This window comes from Veillonella parvula, assembly GCF_018366295.1.
Taxonomy (GTDB): domain Bacteria; phylum Bacillota; class Negativicutes; order Veillonellales; family Veillonellaceae; genus Veillonella; species Veillonella parvula_P.
Map to the genome: position 1 here is coordinate 54,051 of NZ_JAGZIJ010000008.1, position 23,844 is coordinate 77,894.

Annotated in this window: 16 protein-coding genes; 3 read left to right on the plus strand and 13 right to left on the minus strand. The window is 42.6% G+C overall.

The window, feature by feature from the left end:
- Positions 1-26 precede the first annotated feature (26 nt).
- The 4 genes from trpC to KHY58_RS07780 form a co-directional block, all read right to left on the minus strand.
- Positions 27-1,598, minus strand: coding sequence for an indole-3-glycerol phosphate synthase TrpC (gene trpC / locus KHY58_RS07765; RefSeq protein WP_278472851.1), 1,572 nt, complete (start codon positions 1,596-1,598; stop codon positions 27-29).
- 3 nt (positions 1,599-1,601) lie between these two features.
- The gene (gene trpD / locus KHY58_RS07770; RefSeq protein ID WP_278472853.1) at positions 1,602-2,612 is read right to left on the minus strand and encodes an anthranilate phosphoribosyltransferase; all 1,011 of its coding nucleotides are present in this window, start codon (positions 2,610-2,612) and stop codon (positions 1,602-1,604) included.
- A 588-nt stretch (positions 2,613-3,200) separates the two neighbouring features.
- Complete coding sequence (locus tag KHY58_RS07775; protein ID WP_005387556.1) at positions 3,201-3,767, minus strand: anthranilate synthase component II; 567 nt, start codon at positions 3,765-3,767, stop codon at positions 3,201-3,203.
- The gene (locus tag KHY58_RS07780) at positions 3,767-5,236 is read right to left on the minus strand and encodes an anthranilate synthase component I family protein (protein WP_195213524.1); all 1,470 of its coding nucleotides are present in this window, start codon (positions 5,234-5,236) and stop codon (positions 3,767-3,769) included. Before KHY58_RS07780 ends, KHY58_RS07775 begins: the two co-directional genes overlap by 1 nt.
- A gap of 591 nt (positions 5,237-5,827) precedes the next feature.
- Between KHY58_RS07780 and KHY58_RS07785 the strand changes: the two genes are divergently transcribed.
- Entirely contained in the window at positions 5,828-8,056 is a 2,229-nt protein-coding gene (locus KHY58_RS07785; protein WP_195213525.1) for an SEL1-like repeat protein, read from the plus strand.
- A 12-nt stretch (positions 8,057-8,068) separates the two neighbouring features.
- Positions 8,069-9,247 (plus strand): MFS transporter, encoded by a 1,179-nt coding sequence (locus tag KHY58_RS07790; protein WP_008603175.1) that lies wholly within the window; start codon positions 8,069-8,071, stop codon positions 9,245-9,247.
- A gap of 199 nt (positions 9,248-9,446) precedes the next feature.
- On the opposite strand, the gene KHY58_RS07795 is transcribed toward KHY58_RS07790, so the two are convergent.
- The 3 genes from KHY58_RS07795 to KHY58_RS07805 are packed head-to-tail and all read right to left on the minus strand — an operon-like array spanning position 9,447 to position 14,332.
- Positions 9,447-10,868: an anion permease gene (locus tag KHY58_RS07795; protein WP_008603176.1), complete on the minus strand. Its 1,422-nt coding sequence runs from the start codon at positions 10,866-10,868 to the stop codon at positions 9,447-9,449.
- Positions 10,869-10,870: 2 nt separating this feature from the next.
- Positions 10,871-12,010, minus strand: a complete 1,140-nt coding sequence (locus KHY58_RS07800) for a 2-methylaconitate cis-trans isomerase PrpF family protein (protein WP_195213526.1) — start codon at positions 12,008-12,010, stop codon at positions 10,871-10,873.
- Positions 12,011-12,034: 24 nt separating this feature from the next.
- Positions 12,035-14,332, minus strand: coding sequence for a hydratase (locus tag KHY58_RS07805; RefSeq protein ID WP_195213527.1), 2,298 nt, complete (start codon positions 14,330-14,332; stop codon positions 12,035-12,037).
- A 197-nt stretch (positions 14,333-14,529) separates the two neighbouring features.
- Here KHY58_RS07805 and KHY58_RS07810 point away from each other — a divergent pair, with 197 nt between their 5' ends.
- A complete protein-coding gene (locus KHY58_RS07810; protein ID WP_195213528.1) occupies positions 14,530-15,414 on the plus strand; it encodes a LysR family transcriptional regulator in 885 nt (294 codons plus the stop codon).
- A gap of 301 nt (positions 15,415-15,715) precedes the next feature.
- On the opposite strand, the gene dcuC is transcribed toward KHY58_RS07810, so the two are convergent.
- The 6 genes from dcuC to fusA form a co-directional block, all read right to left on the minus strand.
- On the minus strand, positions 15,716-16,969 hold the full coding sequence (gene dcuC / locus KHY58_RS07815; protein ID WP_195213529.1) for a C4-dicarboxylate transporter DcuC: 1,254 nt from the start codon (positions 16,967-16,969) through the stop codon (positions 15,716-15,718).
- Between the two features lie 238 nt (positions 16,970-17,207).
- Positions 17,208-18,452, minus strand: coding sequence for a M20 family metallo-hydrolase (locus KHY58_RS07820; protein ID WP_278472863.1), 1,245 nt, complete (start codon positions 18,450-18,452; stop codon positions 17,208-17,210).
- Between the two features lie 62 nt (positions 18,453-18,514).
- The gene (locus KHY58_RS07825) at positions 18,515-19,810 is read right to left on the minus strand and encodes an amidohydrolase (RefSeq protein WP_195213531.1); all 1,296 of its coding nucleotides are present in this window, start codon (positions 19,808-19,810) and stop codon (positions 18,515-18,517) included.
- A 169-nt stretch (positions 19,811-19,979) separates the two neighbouring features.
- A complete protein-coding gene (locus tag KHY58_RS07830; protein WP_278472867.1) occupies positions 19,980-20,924 on the minus strand; it encodes a DMT family transporter in 945 nt (314 codons plus the stop codon).
- Between the two features lies 1 nt (position 20,925).
- Positions 20,926-21,402 (minus strand): YhcH/YjgK/YiaL family protein, encoded by a 477-nt coding sequence (locus tag KHY58_RS07835; protein ID WP_195213533.1) that lies wholly within the window; start codon positions 21,400-21,402, stop codon positions 20,926-20,928.
- Positions 21,403-21,684: 282 nt separating this feature from the next.
- Complete coding sequence (fusA, locus tag KHY58_RS07840) at positions 21,685-23,751, minus strand: elongation factor G (RefSeq protein ID WP_195213534.1); 2,067 nt, start codon at positions 23,749-23,751, stop codon at positions 21,685-21,687.
- Positions 23,752-23,844 lie beyond the last annotated feature (93 nt).

Below are 23,844 nucleotides of genomic sequence, written 5' to 3' on the forward strand. Positions count from 1 at the left end.
TATACCATTTCTGCTAGCACGCCATATTATGGCATTGCTATTGTTCTCACAATGTTGGTGAAAGCTGTAATCTTCTCATCGTCCTTCACGCCATCTGTTTCAATACCGCTACTAATATCAATGCCATACGGTCGAACCGTACGAATGGCACGCGCCACATTGGTGCTATCGATACCACCAGCCAGCATAAACGGTCGTTCAAACTCATCTAAGCAAGACCAATCAAATACTTCACCTGTACCGCCGCGCTCGTCTTTGTGGTACGCATCAAATAATAGCATATCCGCACTGCTATCAATCCACGCCTCTGCATCTGCAGCAATACGGATTTGAACAGCCTTCCAAACTTCTACATTAGTACGTCCTTTTAAGGATTGGATGAAAGCTTCATCTTCATCACCGTGCAATTGCACCACATCAAGATTGGCTTCTGTAGCAATGCTAACGAGATTATCTAGCGTTTCATTGACGAAAACGCCTACTGTTTTAATAAATTCTTGATGTATAAGTGTCGGACTTATATTTTCTGTACTAGTCAGTGTCCCTTCATGCGCATCACCAGTTGCTGTTTCTTCTTGCAATGCGTTAATTATTGTTCCATCTTGTACTACATCATTACTGTATTGTTCTGCGTTTCTGTTATATCGATTTGCGTACTGTTTATGTAGTTCTTCAACTAAGGTTTTTGCTTGGTCAACAGTGACTTGACGTTTGCTTGGTGCAAATACAAGGCCCATATAATCAGGCTTTGCCTCTACTACAGCAGGGATAGTCTCCACCTTAGAGATACCGCACATCTTAATCTTAGGTGTATAGTATGTCGGTCCATAAAGATAGGCTAATTTTTCAACCTTATTAGGAGAACGCATGAAGGTTTCACCCATCAAGGCTACACCGATATTGTTATCCCGCAATACTTGAATATCCTCCGGCGTTTCAAGGCCACTTTCAGATACAAAGATTACATCGTCTTCAACGAGATTGCGCAAGCGCACACTATTTTGTACATCTACAGTGAAGTCCTTGAGGTTACGATTGTTAACGCCAATAATGCAGGCACCGCAATCGATAGCCATTTGTACCTCATGCTCATCATGAGCCTCTACTAAGGAGGATAAGCCAAGCGAGTCAGCTAGCTCACGGAACTTTGTTAACGTAGGCACATCTAAGCACGCGCAAATCAAGAGGATGGCACTAGCACCCCATACCTTTGCTTGGTAGATTTGGTATTCATCGATGATGAAGTCCTTGCGAAGCACGGGGATTTTTACGGTACTAGCAATCTCTTGTAAGTATTTTTTATCACCCTTAAAGAAATCTGGCTCCGTCAAAACAGAAATAGCAGCCGCACCAGCCACTTCATATTCTTTGGCGATTTCTAAATACGGGAAGTGCTCTGCTATGATGCCTTTTGATGGAGATGCCTTCTTTACTTCGCAAATGAAGTTAAAATCTTGCTGACGAAGGGCTGCTTCAAAAGGAAATCCTGTATCAGATGGTAATGCTAAAGCCGCTGCTTTCACAGACTCTGGAGATTCCACCTGTTTTTCTTGGGCTACCCGAATTTTGGTCGCCTCTATAATCTTATCTAAAATCAATGGTTACACCTCTTGGGTTGCTTTCACAAACTGTTCCATTGTAGCAAGCGCCTTGCCAGAGTCGATCATATGTTTCGCCTCTTCAATGCCCTCTGCTAATGTAATGCCATCTTTTGCAAGGTAAATCGCCATGCCAGCATTGAGAAGAACTGCGGTACGTTTACCGCCTTGCTCCCCCCCAAGAACGCGGCGTGTAATCTCAGCATTTACTGTTGCGTCGCCACCTTCAAGCTCAGTTTTATCAGCGTATTCGAAACCATATTCCTTAGGATCGAATTCGTAATTTGTGAAAGTACCATTATTAATTTCGCATACGTACGTTTTGTTGGTAGCTGTAATCTCATCAAGACCGTCGAAGCCATGTACCACGGCTCCGCGTTTTACGCCAAGATTAGCCAATACGCGAGCCAATGGTTCTACTAAAGATTTATCGTAAACACCCATCAACTCTACCGTAGCGCCCGCTGGATTTGCCAAAGGGCCAAGGATGTTGAACACAGTACGAACGCCCAAAGCCTTACGTACAGGGCCTGCATATTTCATAGCTTGGTGATACACAGGAGCAAACATGAAGCACATATTCGCTCTGTTAAGAACCGCTTCGTTTTGCTCGCCGTTAAGCTCTAATTTAGCACCCAACGCTTCGATCAAATCTGCAGCGCCACATTTACTAGATACACTGCGGTTACCATGCTTTGCTACAGGAATACCTGCTGCAGAAATGATGAAACCAGATGTAGTAGAAATGTTGAATGTATTAGCCTCGTCACCACCAGTACCTACGATTTCCACAACAGTGCCATTATGAGGCACGGAGCCAGCCTTCTCGCGCATAACCTCAGCAAACGCCGTAACCTCATCTACAGTTGGGCCTTTCGCTGCAAGGGCGCATAAGAAACCAGCCATAGGAACCTCGGCTACATCGCCGCTCATAATTTTGTTCATTGTATCTTTAGCAAGGTCGTAGGATAAATTCTGACCGTGCGTTACTGCATATAATGCGTCTTTAATCATTTTATAGCTCCTTACTTGTTGTTCATTTTCTTTGGTTCAACGTTAATAGGGCATATACCTACTTTAATGCTACATGTGATTCACGTGGACCTATGCCCTCCACTGGCCGGGTCTGACTACGGCCTGCGGCCTTCGCAGGGCCAAAGTCGGGCCTAGAACCCCGTGAACTCACATAAACACTAGGACACTTAATCTTTTTTATGCCCTACTCACTGTCACACACACAATAAAATGAACAACAATTCAATATCTCTTAAATGATCCTGCGCATTATATGGAGTAACGCACAGGTCATCCCTTTATAGGGAGAGTGGGAATGGTGGTGCTACGCACCACTTTCTCTTATATTAGGGGTTCTGATTCGCATATTTCTTTAGAAAATATAGTTACTGTTCGATATATATATTGTAGAGGGGCTATTAAGTAGGTAATGCCAAGGTTGAGTTGGCAGGAAATAAGGTCTTAAGGAACGACTTGGCGGCCCCACGTAGTGGGGCGGTGGCCACTTGGAGTTCCGAGAGACCTTATTTCTGCCCTATCGTTCTAGAGCCTAAGAATGGCCCCTCGAATACCTAAATTAAACAGTGGTTATTTTTCTAAGAAATTGCGAATCATTTGTTCCCCGTTCGGTGTCATGATAGATTCCGGATGGAATTGCACGCCGTAGATTGGGTAGTCTTTGTGTTCTACGCTCATTACTTCGCCGTCGTCTGTAATGGATGTAACGATGAGTTCGCTTGGCATGGTTTCGTCAATGATTGCCAAGGAGTGGTAGCGTGCTACTTCGAATTGTTCAGGTACATCTTTAAGGATTTTGGACGGGTGTACTTGTTTGGCTACGCTTTGTTTGCCGTGCATAACTTGCTTAGCGTAGGAAACGGTACCGCCGAATACTTCGCCGATGGCTTGGTGACCGAGGCATACGCCGAGGATTGGGAATTCACCTTTGCATTCGCGCAATAGGTCTTCGTATACGCCCGCATCAGCTGGTCTGCCAGGTCCTGGTGAAAGTATCACATAGTCTGGTTTCAACGCACGGATTTCTTCAACTGTTAATTCATCGCTGCGGATGACTTTAATATCTGGATCGATAGAGCCTACTAATTGGTATAAATTGAAGGAGAAGCTATCATAATTATCTATAAGGAGTACCATTATTCTACCTCCTGTGCATCTGTAATTGCGGAAATCATGGATTGGCCTTTGATCAAGGTTTCGTTATATTCACTAGCAGGAACACTATCGCGAACGATACCAGCGCCAGCTCGAACGTAAACCTTGCCACCTTTATTCATGGCCATGCGGATGCCGATACATACGTCCATGTTACCGGAGAAATCGATGTAACCTACAGCACCGCCGTATACACCGCGCGGGCTTTTTTCTAGTTCATGTAAAATCTCGATAGCACGAATTTTAGGGGCTCCGGACAAAGTACCTGCTGGCAATGTAGCACCGATAGCATCGAGAGCATCTTTACCGTCTTGAATGTCACCGCTCACAGTAGATGTAATATGAATAACATGGGAGAAGCGTTGTAACATGTGTAACGCCTCTACTTTTACGGAACCGAATTTAGAAATTTTACCTAAGTCGTTACGGCCAAGGTCAACGAGCATGTTATGTTCAGCCAACTCTTTTTCGTCATTGATGAGTTTTTCCTCAATAGCGAGATCCTCTGCTTCGTTTTTACCGCGACGCATAGTGCCTGCAATTGGGAAGGTATACATTTTGCCGTCCGTTAATTTTACCAATGTTTCTGGCGAGGCACCTGTAAGCTCTACATCGCCACCAGATAAGTAGAACATATATGGAGATGGGTTCAACGTACGCAATACGCGGTATGCATTTAACAAGCTACCTTCAAACTCAGCTTCACGACGATTAGATACAACACATTGGAAGATATCCCCTTCCTTAATGTAGTGCTGTGTCTTTTTAACAACCTCTTCAAACTCATCCTTTGTAAACTCAGAAGTGAACTCTGTTTTAAGGATGCCTTTTGGAATGTCCGCCTCTTTGCCGTTTACTACGAGATCAGCTAGTGCTTTAAGTTCAAGCTCAGCCTTGTTGTAGTTACGTTCTAAATCATTTGTGCTGATGTTAGCAATCAAGTAGATTTTATTCTTATAATGGTCGAAAGCGATGACCTTATCAAAGAGCATAAGGTCTACATCGTTCACCATAGCAGAGTCATCATCTAGTGTTGGGAAGTCCAATGTTGGCTCGATATAGCGGATATATTCACAAGCAAAGTACCCTACAAAGCCACCTGTAAAGGTTGGCAACTCTTCTAAGCGAGGGCTTTTGTATTGGCTCAAAATATTGCGAATTTCTGCGGCAGGATCAGAGCACTCAAAAGTACGAGTGGTACCGTCTTTTATAGTCATTTTATGATTTTTACAGAAAAGCTCAATCTTAGGGTCGTAGCCTAAAAAGGAGTAACGACCCCAATGATTACTATTATCCGCACTTTCAAGCAAGTACGTATGACTGCTCACTTGTTTTAACGCTTTCAACACACTAATTGGTGTGCGTACGTCGGATAAAATTTCCATATATACAGGCACGATATCGTAGCCCGGTGCGATAGCTTTCACACGGTCAAGACTAGGGAAAATCATGAAAACCTCCATCTGGCGTTTGCCAATAAAAAAACTCGCCCATGACAATGTAACGTCAAGGACGAGTCTATAGTTCTATCTTTACAAGAGTATTAGAAAATACTTGTATTATGCTATAAATCGCGGTACCACCTTGTTTGAATGCAGTGCATTCCCCTTTCGCAGGATACTAACATATCCCTCACGACTAACGCTCGTGTGACGTCGCACCATACTAGGAATGAAAGTTCATTCTGTTCCATGCGCCCTCGGTGGTCCATTTAATAAGCTGCGTACTACGGGTTCTCAGCTAATCCCGCTCTCTGTGAGTGCATTTCCTATTTTTATCTCCACCTCATCGGTTTCTTTAGGCGAGTATAAAATTATAATCTGATTATAATGTTTCTATAGAATGAAAGTCAAGGAAAATCTTAACTTTCACCTTATCCTTAGATTCATCAACCATATAATATCGCTACTTGTGATTAAATAATATATCCCTATTCACCTTAGCAAATTCAGAATATTTATATTGTGTTCCTCTAAACACTAATAGTATACTGAAATTACATATGTTATCAGCTTCTACTGATATTATGCGGAGGAGAGAGCATGAGTTTTTATTTTACTGATCAAATACAGCAGTCTTTCAATAAAATATTCCATCAATGTAATAAAGATATCGCTTGGGAGGGTAAGGCTGAGCTTGACGCCCTTGTGAAACTTGACGAGGAAGGTCAAAAGATTCCAGGTATCGGCGATGTGTATGCTATTTTGGCACGCGTCTATTCTGGCCCTCAGTTCACGTGGATTGAAGCAGGCTTTCCTGAGGATGACACAAAGGCGTATAGTTATTTACATACGGCTATACGCAAAGGCAGTGCCATCGCTATTTTACAAGCTATGCGTACCTCTGGTGCCCTTACACCAACTATTGAAAAAGAGTTGCCTATGACGAAGGATCAAGCATTCCAGCGCGTCTATGAGGGAGCCCAAAAGGGTTGTTCTTACTGTGCCTACGCCATTGCCAATGTATACCAATGGGGGGATTACCACATCTTACCATCGGCTCAAAAGGTGGCTAACGAAGGTGAACCATCTGCCTTTGTCCGTTTCTTAAAAGGCTTGTTTGCCCAAGCAGATCAACGTAGGTTCGCAAATAAAATAACTACCATTGCTCAGAAATGGTTGCGTAAATCCGCCGAAGCAGGCCTTATTATTGCATACCGCAACTTACGCATTACCTATATAGAGCAAGATAATAGTGCAATGGAAGAACAAGTCATTTTTGAAGGGGCTGCAGCAGGTTTGCCACTCATGATGTATTTAGCTGGCGATATTTGTAAGTCTCGCGGGGAGCATGAACGAGCGCTCGAATATTTTGAGCGCGGTGCCGCCATGAATAATGGCATGTGTTTGCGTGAAGCTGCCGAGTACTATGCAAAACCATGTGAGTCTAACAAAAGAATTCCTCAGAATATTCAAAAGGCCCTCAAATACTATGAGCGTGCTGCTATAAGCCCAGATTATTTAGACTTTAACGACCACGCTTATGTTACCATGCAAGCCATCATTCTTCGCACCTTGAATATCGATGGTCAGTCTCAAGACTGGTCTCGCATTGCTCACTTGTTGCAACAACCAGCTATTTACACGCTTGACGCTATTTGGCCGTATCTCGCTTATGTATTTACTTTCAAAAAAGGTAATACCCCTGCTATAAGAACCGCCATAGAGTGCGTCAATCAGGCTAGCAAATGTTTCGATAGATACGGTAGTTATGATTATGCGGACCATCTATGGCAACTGGCCGCCGGCTATTGCTACGAAATTGGTGCCATTACAAAAGAACCTGATTTAGACCAAGCCGTTACGTTCTACGAGCATGCTCGTGAAAGCATCAATCGTCTCAACACAAGAAACGATAATTGGTTAGGTACTGGTGAGCCGTTGGCAATTCCTGACGAAGCATCTGAACGATTAGAAGCCTTTGAACTAGTTAATGGACACTATCAGTACAAAGAAGGCATAAAACAATCTTCTACAACTTGTAATCCTATGCCACCTGCATGGCCGCAAAACTCCGTTGATGTATTAGAAATCTTCGAGGACTCTACTACTGGTTGGCGCACCAATAAATACGACTGGCCGTTCATCGAGCGTGAATGGGATACACAAAAATACCTCAGTTTTATCATCTATGATAATCGTCAATCCATAGAAAACGTAATTTACGATGTGTACAGTATCGTTATGTTCCACAATGAAGATAAAAACTCTTGTACTATCTATCTATACGGCTACATTGAGGATACTAGCAGACAGGATGAAAACGTGGAGCCTACGGTATATGAAATAAGATACTTTAAAGAAATGTCCATTCCTGAAGGTCTCGCTTTAATTAAAGACTTCTATGATCATGCTACATTGCCTGTTATTGATGAAAGATGGGAAAGACAGTACAAAAATACTACGCCTCCTCGAGAATATGTATTAACTTGTGACAACGATATCTTCTACCTCAATCAATATGAACTTTCCAATCAAATGATTAAGGATGCCTTAGAAGGCGTAGCCAATGGCACGTATGATATCATTGCGGTTCGCCCATCTAACCTCGACGATCCGGGTATTAGCTACTTCATCGAGCGCGGAAAAGGTAAAAACTTACACATTTCTCTCTATATCACTATAGAAGATGACGTAGAAGATGACATCGTATATGGCTTTAAACGGGAATCTAGCAACTTAACCTCTATTAACTACTGGATTCAAGAATCTATAACAAGCAATAAACTTCCGGACTTAAGCGATTGGGAAGAAGTTAAAAAGAAAGACTAAAGGAGGGATACTTTGGAAACGTGGAAACGAACGGTGTACATTTGCGCATTCTGCATATTCTTCATGTCCCTCGGGATTAGTCAGGTAAGCCCTATTCTCCCTCTATACTTCCATGAAATGGGCTTAAGCGATACGGGATCGATAGCACAATGGTCCGGTGCCTCCATGGGCATCACCTTCCTCATTGTCTGCTTAGCAGCTCCCTTCTGGGGCCGATTAGCAGACCGTAAGGGACGTAAGATTACCCTCATACGCTCTAGTCTTGGTATGGCTATATGTAGTATATTATTGGGCTTTCAGACTACACCAGAAGGTGTGTTCCTCGTTCGTACATTGCAAGGGTTAGTAAGCGGTTTTTACCCCGCATCGGTAACACTTATCGCGTCAGAAACACCGCAAAACCATACAGGTTGGGCTCTAGGGATTATAGGATCCTTTAGCCTTGCAGGCTCACTAGCCGGTCCGCTTGTAGGAGGGTATCTCAGTGATGTAGTAGGTATTCGAAATGACTTCTTTATCATCGGGGCCCTTATGCTTATCTCTTTTGGCTTGACGGCAATGCTGGTACATGAAAACTATGTTCCAAAGCCACTTGTTGAGAAGCAAACCTTTAGAAATCTAAAAACTCACTTACCTGAGTTTTCTAGTTTAGTCGCTTTATCTGCAACCTCCTTCCTGTATGCCATTTCGGTTACCGCCATCTCCCCCATTATGACGGTTTACATTAAAGGAATGCTACCAAGCAATACGGAAAATATAGCCTTCATATCTGGTGCTGTGTTCTCTGCCATGGGTATCGCCCAATTCTTTAGTAGCTCTCCACTCGGGAAATTAGTAGACCGTATAGGCCCTAGAAAGGTGCTCATCTACTCGATGATCTATGTAGGTCTACTCAATATACCGCAAGCCTATGTGGACTCTGTGTATGTACTTGGGTTTATCCGTTTCTTGCAAGGTTTTGGGCTAGGTGGTATGTTACCTGCGCTCAATACCTATTTAGCATCAAAAACACCTAAGGAATATACGGGACAAGTATTCTCGTACAATCAGTCTTGTTTGTCTATGGGTTACTTTCTAGGCTCCTTTGGTGGTTCCATCGTAGCCGCTCAATTTGGCTTCACAACCCTTTTCTGGGCATGTAGCCTTACCTTTATCGGCGCTGCCCTATGGGTTGCGTTAAAACTAAAGTAACGCCGTAATACAACGAAAATAGTGCAAATGCATTAAAGAAACTATATAAACAAATAAAAAGAGCTGTTCTCAGAACTCAGATATTACTGATTCTGGGACAGCTCTTTCATTATGTTGTTTTGTAAAAGTTTAAAAACTTTCACTACCTAGGGGATGATCATTCTATATGTATAGAATAACTATTGTCTCTAGTTAGGTATTATAGGATACCGAGGATTTCCCACCATGCGTAGCCCACTGTAAGGTTTACGATGAAGCACATGATAGCGAAGATACCGCCGATAATCCACCAGCTCTTAACTGTGTTGTAACCGGCACCGAATACGATTGGAGCCGCTGCACCGCCGTAGTGAGTCAACGCACCACCGTAGGAGTTTGTAGCAGCTAGTAACAAGGACAACGCCATTGGGTTTACACCCGCTACTTTACCTACAGTAAGGAATACTGGAAGCATGGCTACAACGTACGCACTACCAGAGGCGAACAAGTAACGAACAGCGATACTGATAGCGCCAATGATAATAAGAGCCAACATCGGGTTGTCACCGAAGTTGAAGTGTGTACCCATAAAGTCAGCTAGCCATTCAAAGAATTTAACCTTGGACAACGCACTAGACATACCGATGATACCACCGAACCAGATCAATGTGTTCCAAGCACCTTTGGATTCAAGCATATCTTCCCATTTGATTACGCCTGTTACAAGCGCTGCTACCATGGCTACGATAGCTACTGCTGTTGCATCAAGGGAGAATTTAATGCCAAAGCCTTGCGTCAAGATGGAAGGCAACGCCCAGCCAACTAAGGCAAGAATAAAGATAGCAATAAGAGATTTCTCGCGACCAGACATAGGTCCAAGTTCTTTCAAACCTTCATCAGCAATCGCATGAGAGTCGATGTGTTGAATAGATGGTTTGTCTAAGTAGTATACCAAAGCAGGTGTAATGAGAAGCATTACAAGACCTGGTACTACGAGTGCTAATGCCCAAAGGCCCCAGTTAATATCTACACCGAGGATTTTGTTCATGTAGTCAGCAGCCAATAAGTTTGGTGCCATTGCTGTAGCGAACATCAAGCTTGTTACCTTAGTTACCATGTATGTGTTAACCATGAGGTAAGAACCAGCTTTTTTAGCGCTTTCACCAGGCTCAGAACCTAACGCTTTTGCTACAGAGTTCATGATTGGGAACACGATACCACCACAACGTGCTGTGTTGGAAGGTGTTACTGGGGAAATAATAAGATCTAATAAAGCAGTTACATAGCCAAGACGCAATGTAGTGTGACCTAAGGATTTAATCAATAGGTACGCAATACGACGGCCAAGGCCTGTTTTTACGAACGCCACACTGAGGGAGAACGCAGAGAATACTAACCATACTGTGGTAGATGCATAACCAGACAATACGTTTTTCGTAGCATTCAAGAAAATTGCAGAACCTGCAATAGATAATAACAAGATAATTGGTGCTGGCCAAGGTTTAACAACAAGACCAACGATAGCCATTAAATAGAAACCTAGCAGTCGCCAAGCTCCAACGCTCAAACCTTCTGGCGGTGTAATGAACCACATTGCCAGAGGAATGGCAAACATAATTGCAATTTTAAGTAGCTTATTCATTCTTACTCTCCTTTAACATAAGCTATGCCTTTCATAATCGGTCGTGCCGTTCTAGCGACGCCCGCCTTCTCCACATGCCAGCCTGTATCATTGGTCAAGCATATTTCGAAGTCAAATTTCCCTGATGGATGTGCCAAAGTAACGCGATTCGTCTCTTTAGCACGTTCGCTCACTACTTCGTTCGCCACAGTACCCGTAATCAGCGCTGCCGTAGCTGTACAAATACCACCTGTAACAGCATAAGCTTTATGCATTACAGCTAGTGCCTTTGTACGAGCTACGATATCTATACTATTCCCCTCTATAGTACGACCATCGCTTGCTACGTAGGTTTGCGGTGCGGACACCATGCATACCTTTGGAACTGCAGGACTAGCGGCCTCTTTAGATGGAGCAAGTCCCATCATCACAGCCGCAGTAGTGCGAATATCTTCAAGTGTATTGAGTAATACACCGCCATCCGTTTCGGTGAAAGCCGGTAATTCCGTGCCTTCATAACCAAGATCTGTAGCCTTTACAAATACAGCTGGATTAGCTGCGTCTACGAGACTGACTTGGATTGTGCGACCATCAGCCAATGTAATCGTGTCTTGTACATTGCCTGTTGGTAGTAGCTTACCTGTCTTAGAACCGCCGGGCTCCAAGAAATATAATGTAATACGAGCACCCGTACCAGGTACGCCGTCGATAGCAAAATCACCGTCAATGACAGGTTTACCATCTCGGACTGGCACATGCGCTTCAATAACCTTATTTGTATTCGTGTTAAAGATACGAACTACTGTTTCTGGTTCTACGGCTTTCACAAAACCTTCCATAATAGCAAATACCCCTGCACCAGCAGAAATATTGCCACAGTTACCTTCGTAATCCACCACCGCATCAGCGATACCTACATACCCAAAGGTGTAGTCGATATCTGCATCATCCCGGTCAGAAGGATTTACGATAGCCACCTTACTCGTCAATGGATCAGCACCACCGATACCATTAATTTGACGTGCGTCAGGAGAACCATATAAATCTAAAATCATACGGTCTCGTGCATCTGGGTCAGTTGGAAGCGTATCTTTTAACAGATACGCCCCTTTACTAGTACCGCCGCGCATATAGGTAACAGGAATTTCTTTATACCCGTTCATAATATACTCCTTTATGTTCACCACTTACGCTTTGCTATTTGCGTAGTAGTTGATGAGACAACCTGCTGCGATAATATCTTTTTCTTCATCGCTGAGGTGACCTAAATGCAATGTGATTTCTGCTTTCTTCTCGCCTCCGCTGATAACATAAGCTTTATAATCATCAGAGTCAGAGAATAGTTGTTCACGTACATTTGGCACATATACATAGTCGCCTACTGCCATCGTTTTAGAGTCTTCTTCGCTAGTTATGAACGGCAACATACCCCAGTTAATGACATTACTGCGATAACGTTTTGTAGCATATTCAATAGCAATGTTAGCACCGCCACCCAATACGCGTTGGCAAGATGCGGCTTGTTCACGAGCAGAGCCATCGCCAGGGCGATTAGCGTACACCATGCTAGACACAGCTGTAGACTTAGCCATCTCCTCTAAAGATTCTGTAAGGCCAAGCGCTTGTTTTACTTCTTCGTATGCACTTACTAAATCTGCTGCGCTTGCACCTTCTTGACGAGATTTTTCCCAATCACGAACGACTTTTGCACGGCCTACATACTCAGGAACCTTACGGCTCAAGGCAAATTCAGACAATGCATATGGGTCGGAACGGAAGGAAGAAGTTTCACCAGATGGAATCAACTCATCTGTAGTTGTTACAGGATCATCGATGTAAGCAGCTACTTTGAGCAACACATTTGGCGTCAATTCTTCAATAGAAGGCCATGGTTTAATGGATGGACCATACACGAGTTCAGTATCTTTATTCGGTTCGTTGAAACCATTATATACCTTGCTTTCATAAGGTTTATCATCATAGTGGTAAGCTGGCACCACATCATCATATTCGATATCAGTTGCCGCAGTCAATGCACCACCGTTAATAGCTGTAGCCGCTACGGAACGGGAGTCTAACAGTGCAACAGAGGAAATTTGACCATTGCCAGGTTTAGACCCTTCACGGTTAGGGAAGTTACGAGTCGCATGACGACCGCTGAGGCCCGTGTTATTAGGTGTATCGCCTGCGCCGAAGCAAGGACCACAGAAGGCTGTACGCACAATAGCACCAGCGCTCATAAGGTCTACGAGAGCACCATTTTTCATAAGTTCTAAGTAAATTGGTTGGCTAGAAGGATATACGCTGAACGCAAAACGCCCGGAGCCTACGCTCTTACCGCGTACGATGTTTGCCGCTTGCATAATATTTTCATACAAACCACCAGAGCAACCTACGATGATACCTTGATCTAAGTGTAATTTGCCATCGAAGTGTTTTTCAGGCAATTGCAAGGATAAGGATTTATTATCTAATTGTTCAACCGCTTGGCGTTCGATTTCTGCTAGTAAATCGCGACCGCCTTCGTTGATTTCTTTAATAGTATATACATTACTTGGATGGAACGGCATAGCAATCATGCTTTCCACTTCGTCAAGGTTAACCTTAACAAGGCCATCATAGTAAGCTACATCGCCAGGATTAAGCTCTTTGTACGCATCACCGCGACCATGAAGTGTTAAGAATTCTTTTGTAGTGCTGTCTGTTCTCCAGATTGTTGTAAGGCATGTAGTTTCTGTAGTCATTACATCGATGCCGTTACGGAAGTCCATGGACAAATGTTCAATACCAGGGCCTACGAATTCCATGACTTTATTTTTTACAAAGCCATTTTTAAATACAGCTTTTTCAATAGCGAGAGCCACGTCTTGTGGGCCTACGCCATGTTTAGGTTTACCATCTAGGTAGATAGCGATAACCTCTGGACGTTGTACATCATAGGTACGACCGAGCAATTGTTTTACAAGCTCTGGACCGCCTTCGCCAATCGCCATAGTACCAAGTGCACCGTACCGAGTATGGCTATCGGAACCGAGGATCATTTTGCCACAACCTGCCATTGTTTCACGCATGTATTGGTGAATAACAGCAAGATGAGGAGGTACATAGACGCCGCCAAATCGTTGCACTGCAGACAAGCCAAATACATGGTCGTCTTCGTTAATTGTGCCCCCTACAGCGGCTAAACTGTTATGGCAGTTTGTCAAAATGTAAGGGATTGGGAATTTATCTAGACCACTGGCAATCGCAGTTTGGATAATACCAACATAGGTAATATCGTGAGATGTTAAGGCATCGAATTTGATGCGTAAATCTTGATCACCTTCATGTTGTTGGTGGTCCATTAAAATACGGTACGCCATCGTTTCCTTATAGGCGCGCTCTTTATTAAAAACTTCTTGCTGATCAAGGGCTGCACTAGAATCTGCAGGAACGATATCCGTACCGTGATATAAAAATACACCATTTGAAATTAACTCAACCATGACTTGCTCCTTTATACTTTCAGGCATGTGTAAACCTTTACAAACGCTATACTTTCACCATGTGTATTGGTGAAAGTTTTATTCCTCTTATTAGCATCTAGTCGTTAGTTATATCTAATCTGTATAGCCCTAGCGGCCCCTCATCTGTACCAACTCTATGGGATAGAGTACAATAATACATATGTAAAGGAGAGTTTATGGACACGAAAGATTGTACAATTTTAAAAACCTTAGCAGAGGAAAATAATATTACCTATGCGGCGCGTCGTCTATTTATGACGCAACCGGCATTGAGTGAACGGATAAAAAAATTAGAAAAGGAATTTAACTGTCCCATTATCAACCGACAAGCTCGAGGTGTAGAGTTTACCTATCAAGGTCAGCGCCTGGTACGGTACGCCGAAGATTTGCTCAATTCCTATACTTCGGTGCGCCAAGAGCTACTAGCTATGGGTAGTGAACCGCGCGGTACATTAAACCTAGGATGCTCAAATGTATTCGCAAAGTATCATATTCCCCATATCTTATCCACCTTTAAAGAGGCTTATCCCCACATTGATATCATCATGTATACGGGCCTTAGCTATAAGCTATACCATGACTTCCTTGAAGGTCGCCTACATGCAGCCATCATCCGCGGTGCTCACACTTGGACAGAATCGAAAGAACATATTTGGTCAGAACCATTCTGCTTCTTTAACAAAACACCTTGTGCCGTAGAGAATTTACCACGTCTGCCATATATTCACTATCAAACAGATCCGAATTTACAACAAACTATAGATGATTGGTGGTATTCTCACTACTCACAACCGCCGATGCGCACCATTGAGGTAAACGACATCGATACGTGTATGAAGCTCGTCAACCAAGGACTTGGCTTCACCATCCTCACCCAAAGCTGTGGTAATGATTACCCTAACCTATTTAAGGAAACCTTGAAAGCGCTCGATGGTCATATCATGACTCGTGATACGTGGATGTACACCCGTCATAGCGCCCTTGAATCCAAGCCAGTACAGGCTTTTTACTCATTTATGAAAACCTGGGCAGACACAAAGGTATATCAACTATTCCTTTAATACATATAATATATTATGAAAATGCAATAAAAACAAATTGCTCTTTTCTTTGGCATCCATAAATATTACTTATATCTCAACTTTCAATATATGCGTAAAAATCATATAATTAGCCGCTTACATATAATCAATTGATTAGTCTCTTATATATAATCATCTTGATTACCATGCTAGTTTAAATCATATGAATTGGTGCTTTGATACAAATATATTGATTGGCTATTTAAAGTTATAACAAAGAAAACCCGTCATGATTACAACAATCATGACGGGTTTTCTTTTACAATATAGTTTTATTAGACTAGAGTAACAATAGCATAATGACTACTGTCGCAATAATACAAGGCACAGCATTGCGTTTCGCCATTTCCATAGGGTTAATACCTGCAAGTCCTGCAATGATGATACCTGCCCCTGCAACAGGACTCATACTACGACCGATACCAGCACCGATTTGAGCCATGGATCCAAGTTGCATAATACCATAACCAAAGTCTGCAGCATGAGGTGTGACAGCACCATTAAAGGCAAGCGCTGCTGCATTACCAGAACCAGAGATAACCGCCAACAAGAACGGACCAAAGGCTGCCCCTATTTGAGCGATTTGTTGAGAGTTCTTCATACTATCGATGAGTGCACTAGTAAGGCCGATGTGTTGCATACCTGCTGTGAAGCACGCTGCAGCAGCCATAAGACCTACTACATCGCACATGCCATCGCCAGTACCGCGGAAGAACTTTTTAACAGCTTCTGCCACATTAGGACGCACGGCAATGATACCAATAGCAGTACCGATGAGCATAGATACAGGTACAGAGATTTCTGGAATCACCGCTACTTGTTTACTGCCAAGTACGAGTAATACAAGAGGAATAATGGGAATGATTGCATAGAAATAATTTACTTTAAACTCTTTGCCTTCCTCTACAGTATCGTTTTTCATTACATACCCTGTATGTTCTTTTTTTACAATAGCCACAATATTAAGCAAAATAGCGGCCACTACTATACCGATAATTGCTTGCATAGAGAAGCTCGCAATAACTGTCATTACGTCTACCCCCGCCAGTTGTGCTACTTGAGGGTTGAACATAAGGCCTGGGCTCAAGGAACTACCCCATGTACCTAAGAAGATAGCAGAACCAGCCATCGCTGGATGTACTCCAGAACGAATTAAAGCCGGAATCAATAATGCACCTACGGCCGCAGCACAACCTGCCGCTGTAGGCAATGCAATATTGATCAGGAACGTAATAATAACAGCACCAGGAATGATGATTTTCGTCATCTTTTTGAGGCCTGCAGAAATGAAATATACCATGTGCTCCGTACATTTTGTATATTCCATAACATAGCTAAAACCTAACACCGTACAGATCGTCGGTACAAGCCCTGGATTTGTAAGTTCTTTCACAAAGGCCGTCGTACCAGCACCAAGCTGCCCACCAATAAAGCACATCAGTAAGCCCGATAATAATAAAACGAGCCGCGTTTCAAACTGTTTAATAATAGCTATAAACGTCGCTACTACAATAACAATACCTGTAATAACCATAACTCTCCTATCCGTGTACATAGGATGCAAGATAGCTATATCCCCTCTATAAACGCTTTACACCCAATACACAACTAACAACACTAAATACAATAGTCCTATCTATGTCTTACACCTAATAGGCCTAACAATAGTAAAAGTAATCACTTAATTATATACAGTATAATCATATAACTATATAACTACTTATCTATATAACTACATAAATACATAAAGAATAAATACATAAAGAAATATATTAAACAAGCTTTGTTTCTTCCAAGCTAAGTTTTCTAAGCACCTTATCAAGCACCTCTGCACCCGTTACGATATCATCCATTTCAGCAAATTCTGCAGGATTATGACTGATGCCATCGCGACATGGAATAAAGATCATTCCCGTAGGAACTGCCTCCGCCCAATGCATCGCATCATGACCGGCACCGCTCGGCATTGTCATGTACTCTATACCGACAGACTTAACAGCCTCTTCGATTTCTCGAATCATCGCCGGGTGCATCTCCACTGGATGGTCCTGTGCAATTGTTTCAATTGTATACGATAATCCACGTTTCTCGGCAGTAATGTCGATAAATTCCTTAACGAGAGTAACTACAGAATTGCGAGCTACCTTAGAAATGCTACGAATATCTACCCCTAGCTTTACAGCACCAGGAATGACATTCATCGCGCCAGGCATAACCTCTACAACACCAACAGTACCCACCACGGGTGGCTCCTCTTGCATGGATGCAATCTCCTCGATGCCGAGGATGATTTTTGAAGCTCCACATAGAGCATCATGACGCAAGTTCATCGGCGTAGCGCCACTATGATCGGCATTGCCCCGAATGGTCACATAGAATCGCTCTGGCGCTGCAATACCAGTCACAATGCCAATCGTTTTCTGTTCGTGCTCTAGTACCTTTCCTTGTTCTATATGAATTTCTGTGAAAGACTTTACAGGTCGTTTATATTCCATTTCTTCAATCCCATCGGGATTTAAGTTGCGACCTTTCAATGCTTCGTACAAAGAAACTCCTTGTTTATCTACCAATCGGTGTAAGTCTTGTAATCTTAATTCACCACGCATGGCCTTACTACCTAGTGTAGCATTCCCAAAACGACCGGACTCTTCGCACATGAAGGATACCACAGCGATGGTATGGTCATGTTCATAACTATCGTCAGTCATGCTACGAATTACTTCAATGGCAGATAACACGCCCACCACACCATCGTAATTACCTCCATTGGGTACGCTATCTGTATGAGACCCTACCATGACAACTGGTAAATCTGGTTTCTTACCAATCTTATAGCCAATGACATTACCAAAATCATCTATTTCAACGGATAAACCCGCATCAGTCATGCGGTCTATAATATATTGCCGTCCTGCCCAATCTGCATCGGTGAAAGCAAGGCGATTAATGCCCTCACCAGATGCCGTCAATTGGGCCATAGCCTCAAAATCTTTAACCAATCGCTCTCGTTGAATCATGTAACACCTCACAATCTATTACATCAATTACTGACAAACCATATGATGCTAGTACATAAAGCTTATTTTAAATAGTGAGCTGCAATAGTACCTAATGCAACGATACCATTTAGCATATCTTCTTCATCGATATCAAAGAGCGGATTGTGATGTGGCGCTTTAATAGCAGAACCTACTACCATGTAGGTTGCTCTACCGCCGCGATCGATGACACGATTCAAGAAGTACGCACAGTCTTCACTGCCGCCACCACTGTAATCGAATGGCACCTCTTTAAAGATCCCAAGTGGTTCCACGATAGCTTGTACTTCACGAGCTAAATCATCACTGATACGACCTGCAGGAGTTTCTCCTTGTTTTGTGATTTCAAAGGTACAATCATGCATTTCTGCAGCACCTTTAATAATAGTCTTCGACCGTTCAATCATGTAATCATTGATTTCTGTCGTAGCACCACGAGTTTCTAGTTTAAGCACCGCCACATCAGGCGTCACATTGCGGCCTGTACCGCTTTCAAAAACACCTACATTCATACGAGAAGCGCCTTGACTATGACGAGCGATGGCTTGTAAGTTAAGAACTGCTGTACAGCCGGCGAGCATTGCATTTTGTGCCTTTTCAGGAGAGCCCCCGGCATGAGCAGAATAACCGTGGAACACCGCATCAAGTTTTGTTGTCGCTAAGAAGCCATGATCGCTACAAGCAAAGCAATTGGATAATTTTTCGTTAAACCCAATATGCATGCCGAACATCAAATCTACATCATCTACTACGCCTGCTTCCGCCATCGCTTTAGCACCGCGTACACCTTCCTCTGCTGGTTGGAAGATGAGTTTGATAGTGCCTTTGAATTCATCCTTGTGCGTAGCCAAGTATTCAGCTAGGCCTAGCCCCATCGTCATATGTGCATCATGACCACAGGCGTGCATCGCCTTATCATGACAAGAACGGAACCCGCCCTTTGCGGGTACATGGTTATCATCTTTAGCTTCAATGACATCATTGGAATCCATGTCTACACGAAATGCTACTACAGGGCCTTCACCACCAAACTTCATAGTTGCAACAATGGCCGTTTTACCATAGCCCATCTTTTCAACAAGCTCAGGATTTGCGCCTTCTTTGATGGCTCGATCCATAGCAGCTTTCATAACCTCATCACTAGGCAAGCCCATGCGAGATTCTAAATCGAGTACATCTGCGCCTAACGCCACATCATAGCCCAAAGAAATAAGCGTATCCGCCACTTTCGCAGCAGATCGATACTCAAGCCAAGCAGGCTCAGGGTACATATGAAAGTCGCGACGCATAGCGATTAACGCATCGCGTCGTTGTTGCACAAAATCTTTTACAGACATAAATACCTCCTTAACAAACTAATAATCACGTATACATTTACTATATGAATTGAAATGTAAATAGTCAACTAAATGGCGCATGTATACAGTATCTAAAATATACTTTATGTTACAACAAAAAACACATATACCACGAAATGATTTCTGTGATATATGTGTTCTTATCGATTTATTCTAATATTGTTTTATTCAGTTTTGCCAGTACTTCTCGTTTAATAGTTCGTTGTCTATCCCAAGCGATGATAACAACGGTAGAAATAATCATAGCCATACCAATTAGTCCTAATAGACTAAATTCATTTCCTAAAAAAGCCCACCCAAAGAAAGCCGCCGAAATAGGTTCAATAGATGACAAAATAGAGCCTGGTACGGCCCCAATTCGTTTAACCCCTTCTAAATAGGCATTGAAAGATACTATCGTCCCGAGAAATATGACATTGAAACAACCAATAACAGTCCATGCGTCCCACACTGCATATGAGTTTGGTTGATGAAATAATATAGCGGCTACAATACCGCTAATGAGCATCCCGAATCCTACAATAGGTAAGGTACCATATTTGTAGAGTAAATCAACAGGAGAAATACTATATACAGCTACACCGATAGCAGATAAAAGGCCCCATACGAGAACCATTAGAGGGAAGCTTTCAATAGAAAGGCCATCATCATTGCCCATTAAACAAATGGTCCCCACTAAAGCAAGTATAACAGAAACCATCTCTCCCTTGGATGGTCGTTTACCATAGCGAACAAGCAGATAAATAATAATCATAGATGGTGCCAGATATTGTAATACCGTTGCAATACCAGCTCCCGCTAAAGCAATGGATCTGAAGTATGTATATTGGCATAAGGCCATTCCAAATACGCCAAAAACAATGAGTCCTAGCGTATCTTTTACACTATGAAATACATTAAAGATAGAATTTCCAAATCTAAACCATGCATAAATAACAGTTAGTAAACCTGCTGTAATCAATCGCATAGTTACTAGCCATTCCAAATTCATATTTCTAAAATTGCTTAAGAACTGTACGGATGCACCTGATACACCCCATAAAACAGCCCCCAATAGAGTTATAATAACACCAATAACTTCATATTGTTTCATACTACTCACCGAGCAAAGATACGTGAACTTTCACAACCACCTTACGGATTTTGATAGGTTTATCGTTTACAGCAAGCAAGGGCCGATGAACATCAGACGGGAAGAATACAGTGTAGTACCCTTCTGGGCAATGGATTTGCCCTTCATCAACAGCTTCATTAGGATAGAAATAGCAATCTCGATCCGGATAGGACTCCACAGGTTTAATGAAACCTTTATCTACGAAAAAGCCCATGTTTTCCTCGCCGCTCACCATAAATTGGATATCTACATAATTACGATGCGATTCCGGTTTTGTGGCTTCAAATAGTTTTGTTTCTACATCATCTACATTAGCATACATCATGTCACCCTCGATGGCATGACGTCCTCCAGGCAACGCTTTCAAATCTGTGTTTTTCAAGAAATCCAAAGCGCGCACAATGGCTTTAGGATAGCCCATTTTTGTATAATCTGCGGTAATACTAGAGAAAAACATACACAATCCTTTCACAATATCTATGAATATGGCACCACAATAAACCAATTATATTACCTTTTATGTTAGCACATATATACATAAAGAACTAGCTATTCTCTTATGTAAAAGCCCTCCATACGCTACATATATGGAGGGCCTCAGTAAAATACTATTCAAATTTATGACTTACGTCAATTATTACGCTATGAAATTGTTACAGTATTAAATTGTTACATTATGCAATTGTCTATTCAGTTGTAGTGATTCAAACTGTATTAGATACAGCATGTGGCCATTACCTTATTCTTGGGTTTTATGAGCAGCGATAATTTCTTCCGCTTGCTTATGTGGAACCTCTTCATAGGTATAGAACTGACGGTTAAATACACCTTGTCCTTGTGTAATGGAGCGTAATGCAGTCACATAATCGGACATTTCAGCCAATGGTACTTGTGCTTTAACAACAGAAATACCTGTTCTTTCACTTTGTTCCATTCCTAATACACGACCTCGACGGCTATTCAAATCACCCATGATGTCGCCCATGAAAGCATCTGGTGCAAACACGTTGACTTCATAGATTGGTTCTAATAGGACTGGTTTCGCCTTAGGAATCACATCCTTGATAGCCTGTGACGTAGCTACTTTAAATGCTAACTCTGAGGAGTCTACACTGTGGTAAGATCCATCCAAGAGTGTCACTTGCACGCCAATCATAGGATATCCTGCAATTAGGCCTTTATCTAGGGTTTCTTTGGCACCCTTTTCCACTGCTGGTATGTATTGTTTAGGTACAGCACCACCAAAAATTTTGTCTACGAATGCAAATTCGCTACCATCATATAATGGATCCACTTGAATCTTAACGTGACCATATTGACCATGACCGCCACTTTGTTTCTTATACTTAGACTCGGTTTCAGCAGAGCCTTTAATGGTTTCGCGGTATGGAATATATGGAGCCACAAGTTTAGCTTGTACGCCGTATTTACGGTCCATTTTGTTGAGGATATGCTCGAGATGTACTTCACCCATACAATCGATTTGTAATTGGCGAGCTTCAGCATTTTTCACTACTACGCAAGTAGGATCTTCTTCCGCCACTTTAAGAACAGCACTAGCTAATTTTTCCTCCTCACCTTTTTTCACTGGTTCCATAGCCACTGTATACAAAGGTTGAGGGAAACGGATAGCATCGTATGTCACTTTAAAGTCAGGAGCCGTTAATGTATCGCCGGTCTTAGCATTGGCCAATTTCGGTATAACTACGATATCGCCAGCTTTTGCAGCAGATACAGGGATTTGTTGCTTCCCGATAAGGGTAACCATCTTGCCCCATTTTTCTTCTACACCTTGGTTTACATCATAAAGGCGATCGCCTTCTTTCAGTTCACCAGAGAAGATACGTACAAAGCTTTGTTTGCCTGCGAATGGGTCTAACAATGTTTTAAATACGAATGCAGTTAATGGTTTATCTACATGTACAACACATTGTTCGCCGGTTTCCGCATCAGTTGCGGTCATCACTTTTTTAGTTGCATCCGGCATGTAACGGATCATCCGATCCAATACTTGATCTAAGCCAATACGAGATGTGGCACTGCCACACATGATTGGGCACACACGGCCACTAATCATCCCTTCACGCAAGCCTTGGCGGATTTCCTCTAAGGATAATTCTTCGCCTTCTAAATATTTTTCCAACAACTCATCGCTACCTTCAGCCGCGGCTTCTACGGTCATTTCCCGAATTTCTTGAGCCTTTTCGATAAGGTGAGCTGGTACAGCGACCTCTGTTGGTTGGCCGTCCTTATAAGTAAACGCAGTCATTTTCGCTACGTCTACAACGCCTTCAAAATCGGCGCCTTCACCGATAGGAATCTGCAATGGCATAATGCCTTTGCCAAATAATTCCCGCATTCTTTCAATAGTGCCAAAGAAATCAGCACCATCGACATCCATTTTATTGATAAATGCCATGCGAGGCATTTGTAATTCAACTGCATAATCCCATGCGCGAACTGTGTCAGTTTCTACACCAGATGTGGAGGATAGCACCATCAACATACCATCACAAGCACGCAAAGCGGCACGAACTTCGCCATGGAATTCGTTATAGCCTGGAGTGTCTATGAAGTTAACCTTATGTTCATGCCACTCACATGGCGCCATGCCCAATTGAATAGTTACATTACGTTTAATTTCTTCCGGTTCAAAGTCCATAATATGTTTATTATCTTGACCTTTACCTACGAAATCAACCGCACCAGAAGTTAACAACAAGGATTCAACAAGAGCTGTTTTGCCCGCACCATCGTGGGAAACAACAGCAACGTTTCTAATTTTATCACTACTGTACTCTTTCATTGGAATCGCCTCCTTACTGGCAAATTACGGCTTTGCTAATACATTTCGACACTACAATAAAAAAATCCTCTTTTTCTGAGAAAAATTTCTTAG

What these genes read in the sequence shown, in the direction of transcription:
- KHY58_RS07820 (WP_278472863.1), bottom strand. Translation starts at nt 18,452, where the DNA reads ATGATTCAACGAGAGCGATTGGTTAAAGATTTTGAGGCTATGGCCCAA.
- KHY58_RS07810 (WP_195213528.1), top strand. Translation starts at nt 14,530, where the DNA reads ATGGACACGAAAGATTGTACAATTTTAAAAACCTTAGCAGAGGAAAAT.
- KHY58_RS07795 (WP_008603176.1), bottom strand. Translation starts at nt 10,868, where the DNA reads ATGAATAAGCTACTTAAAATTGCAATTATGTTTGCCATTCCTCTGGCA.
- KHY58_RS07835 (WP_195213533.1), bottom strand. Translation starts at nt 21,402, where the DNA reads ATGTTTTTCTCTAGTATTACCGCAGATTATACAAAAATGGGCTATCCT.
- KHY58_RS07785 (WP_195213525.1), top strand. Translation starts at nt 5,828, where the DNA reads ATGAGTTTTTATTTTACTGATCAAATACAGCAGTCTTTCAATAAAATA.
- KHY58_RS07780 (WP_195213524.1), bottom strand. Translation starts at nt 5,236, where the DNA reads ATGATTTTCCCTAGTCTTGACCGTGTGAAAGCTATCGCACCGGGCTAC.
- KHY58_RS07825 (WP_195213531.1), bottom strand. Translation starts at nt 19,810, where the DNA reads ATGTCTGTAAAAGATTTTGTGCAACAACGACGCGATGCGTTAATCGCT.
- trpD (WP_278472853.1), bottom strand. Translation starts at nt 2,612, where the DNA reads ATGATTAAAGACGCATTATATGCAGTAACGCACGGTCAGAATTTATCC.
- KHY58_RS07800 (WP_195213526.1), bottom strand. Translation starts at nt 12,010, where the DNA reads ATGAACGGGTATAAAGAAATTCCTGTTACCTATATGCGCGGCGGTACT.
- KHY58_RS07805 (WP_195213527.1), bottom strand. Translation starts at nt 14,332, where the DNA reads ATGGTTGAGTTAATTTCAAATGGTGTATTTTTATATCACGGTACGGAT.
- KHY58_RS07775 (WP_005387556.1), bottom strand. Translation starts at nt 3,767, where the DNA reads ATGGTACTCCTTATAGATAATTATGATAGCTTCTCCTTCAATTTATAC.
- dcuC (WP_195213529.1), bottom strand. Translation starts at nt 16,969, where the DNA reads ATGGTTATTACAGGTATTGTTATTGTAGTAGCGACGTTTATAGCTATT.
- KHY58_RS07830 (WP_278472867.1), bottom strand. Translation starts at nt 20,924, where the DNA reads ATGAAACAATATGAAGTTATTGGTGTTATTATAACTCTATTGGGGGCT.
- fusA (WP_195213534.1), bottom strand. Translation starts at nt 23,751, where the DNA reads ATGAAAGAGTACAGTAGTGATAAAATTAGAAACGTTGCTGTTGTTTCC.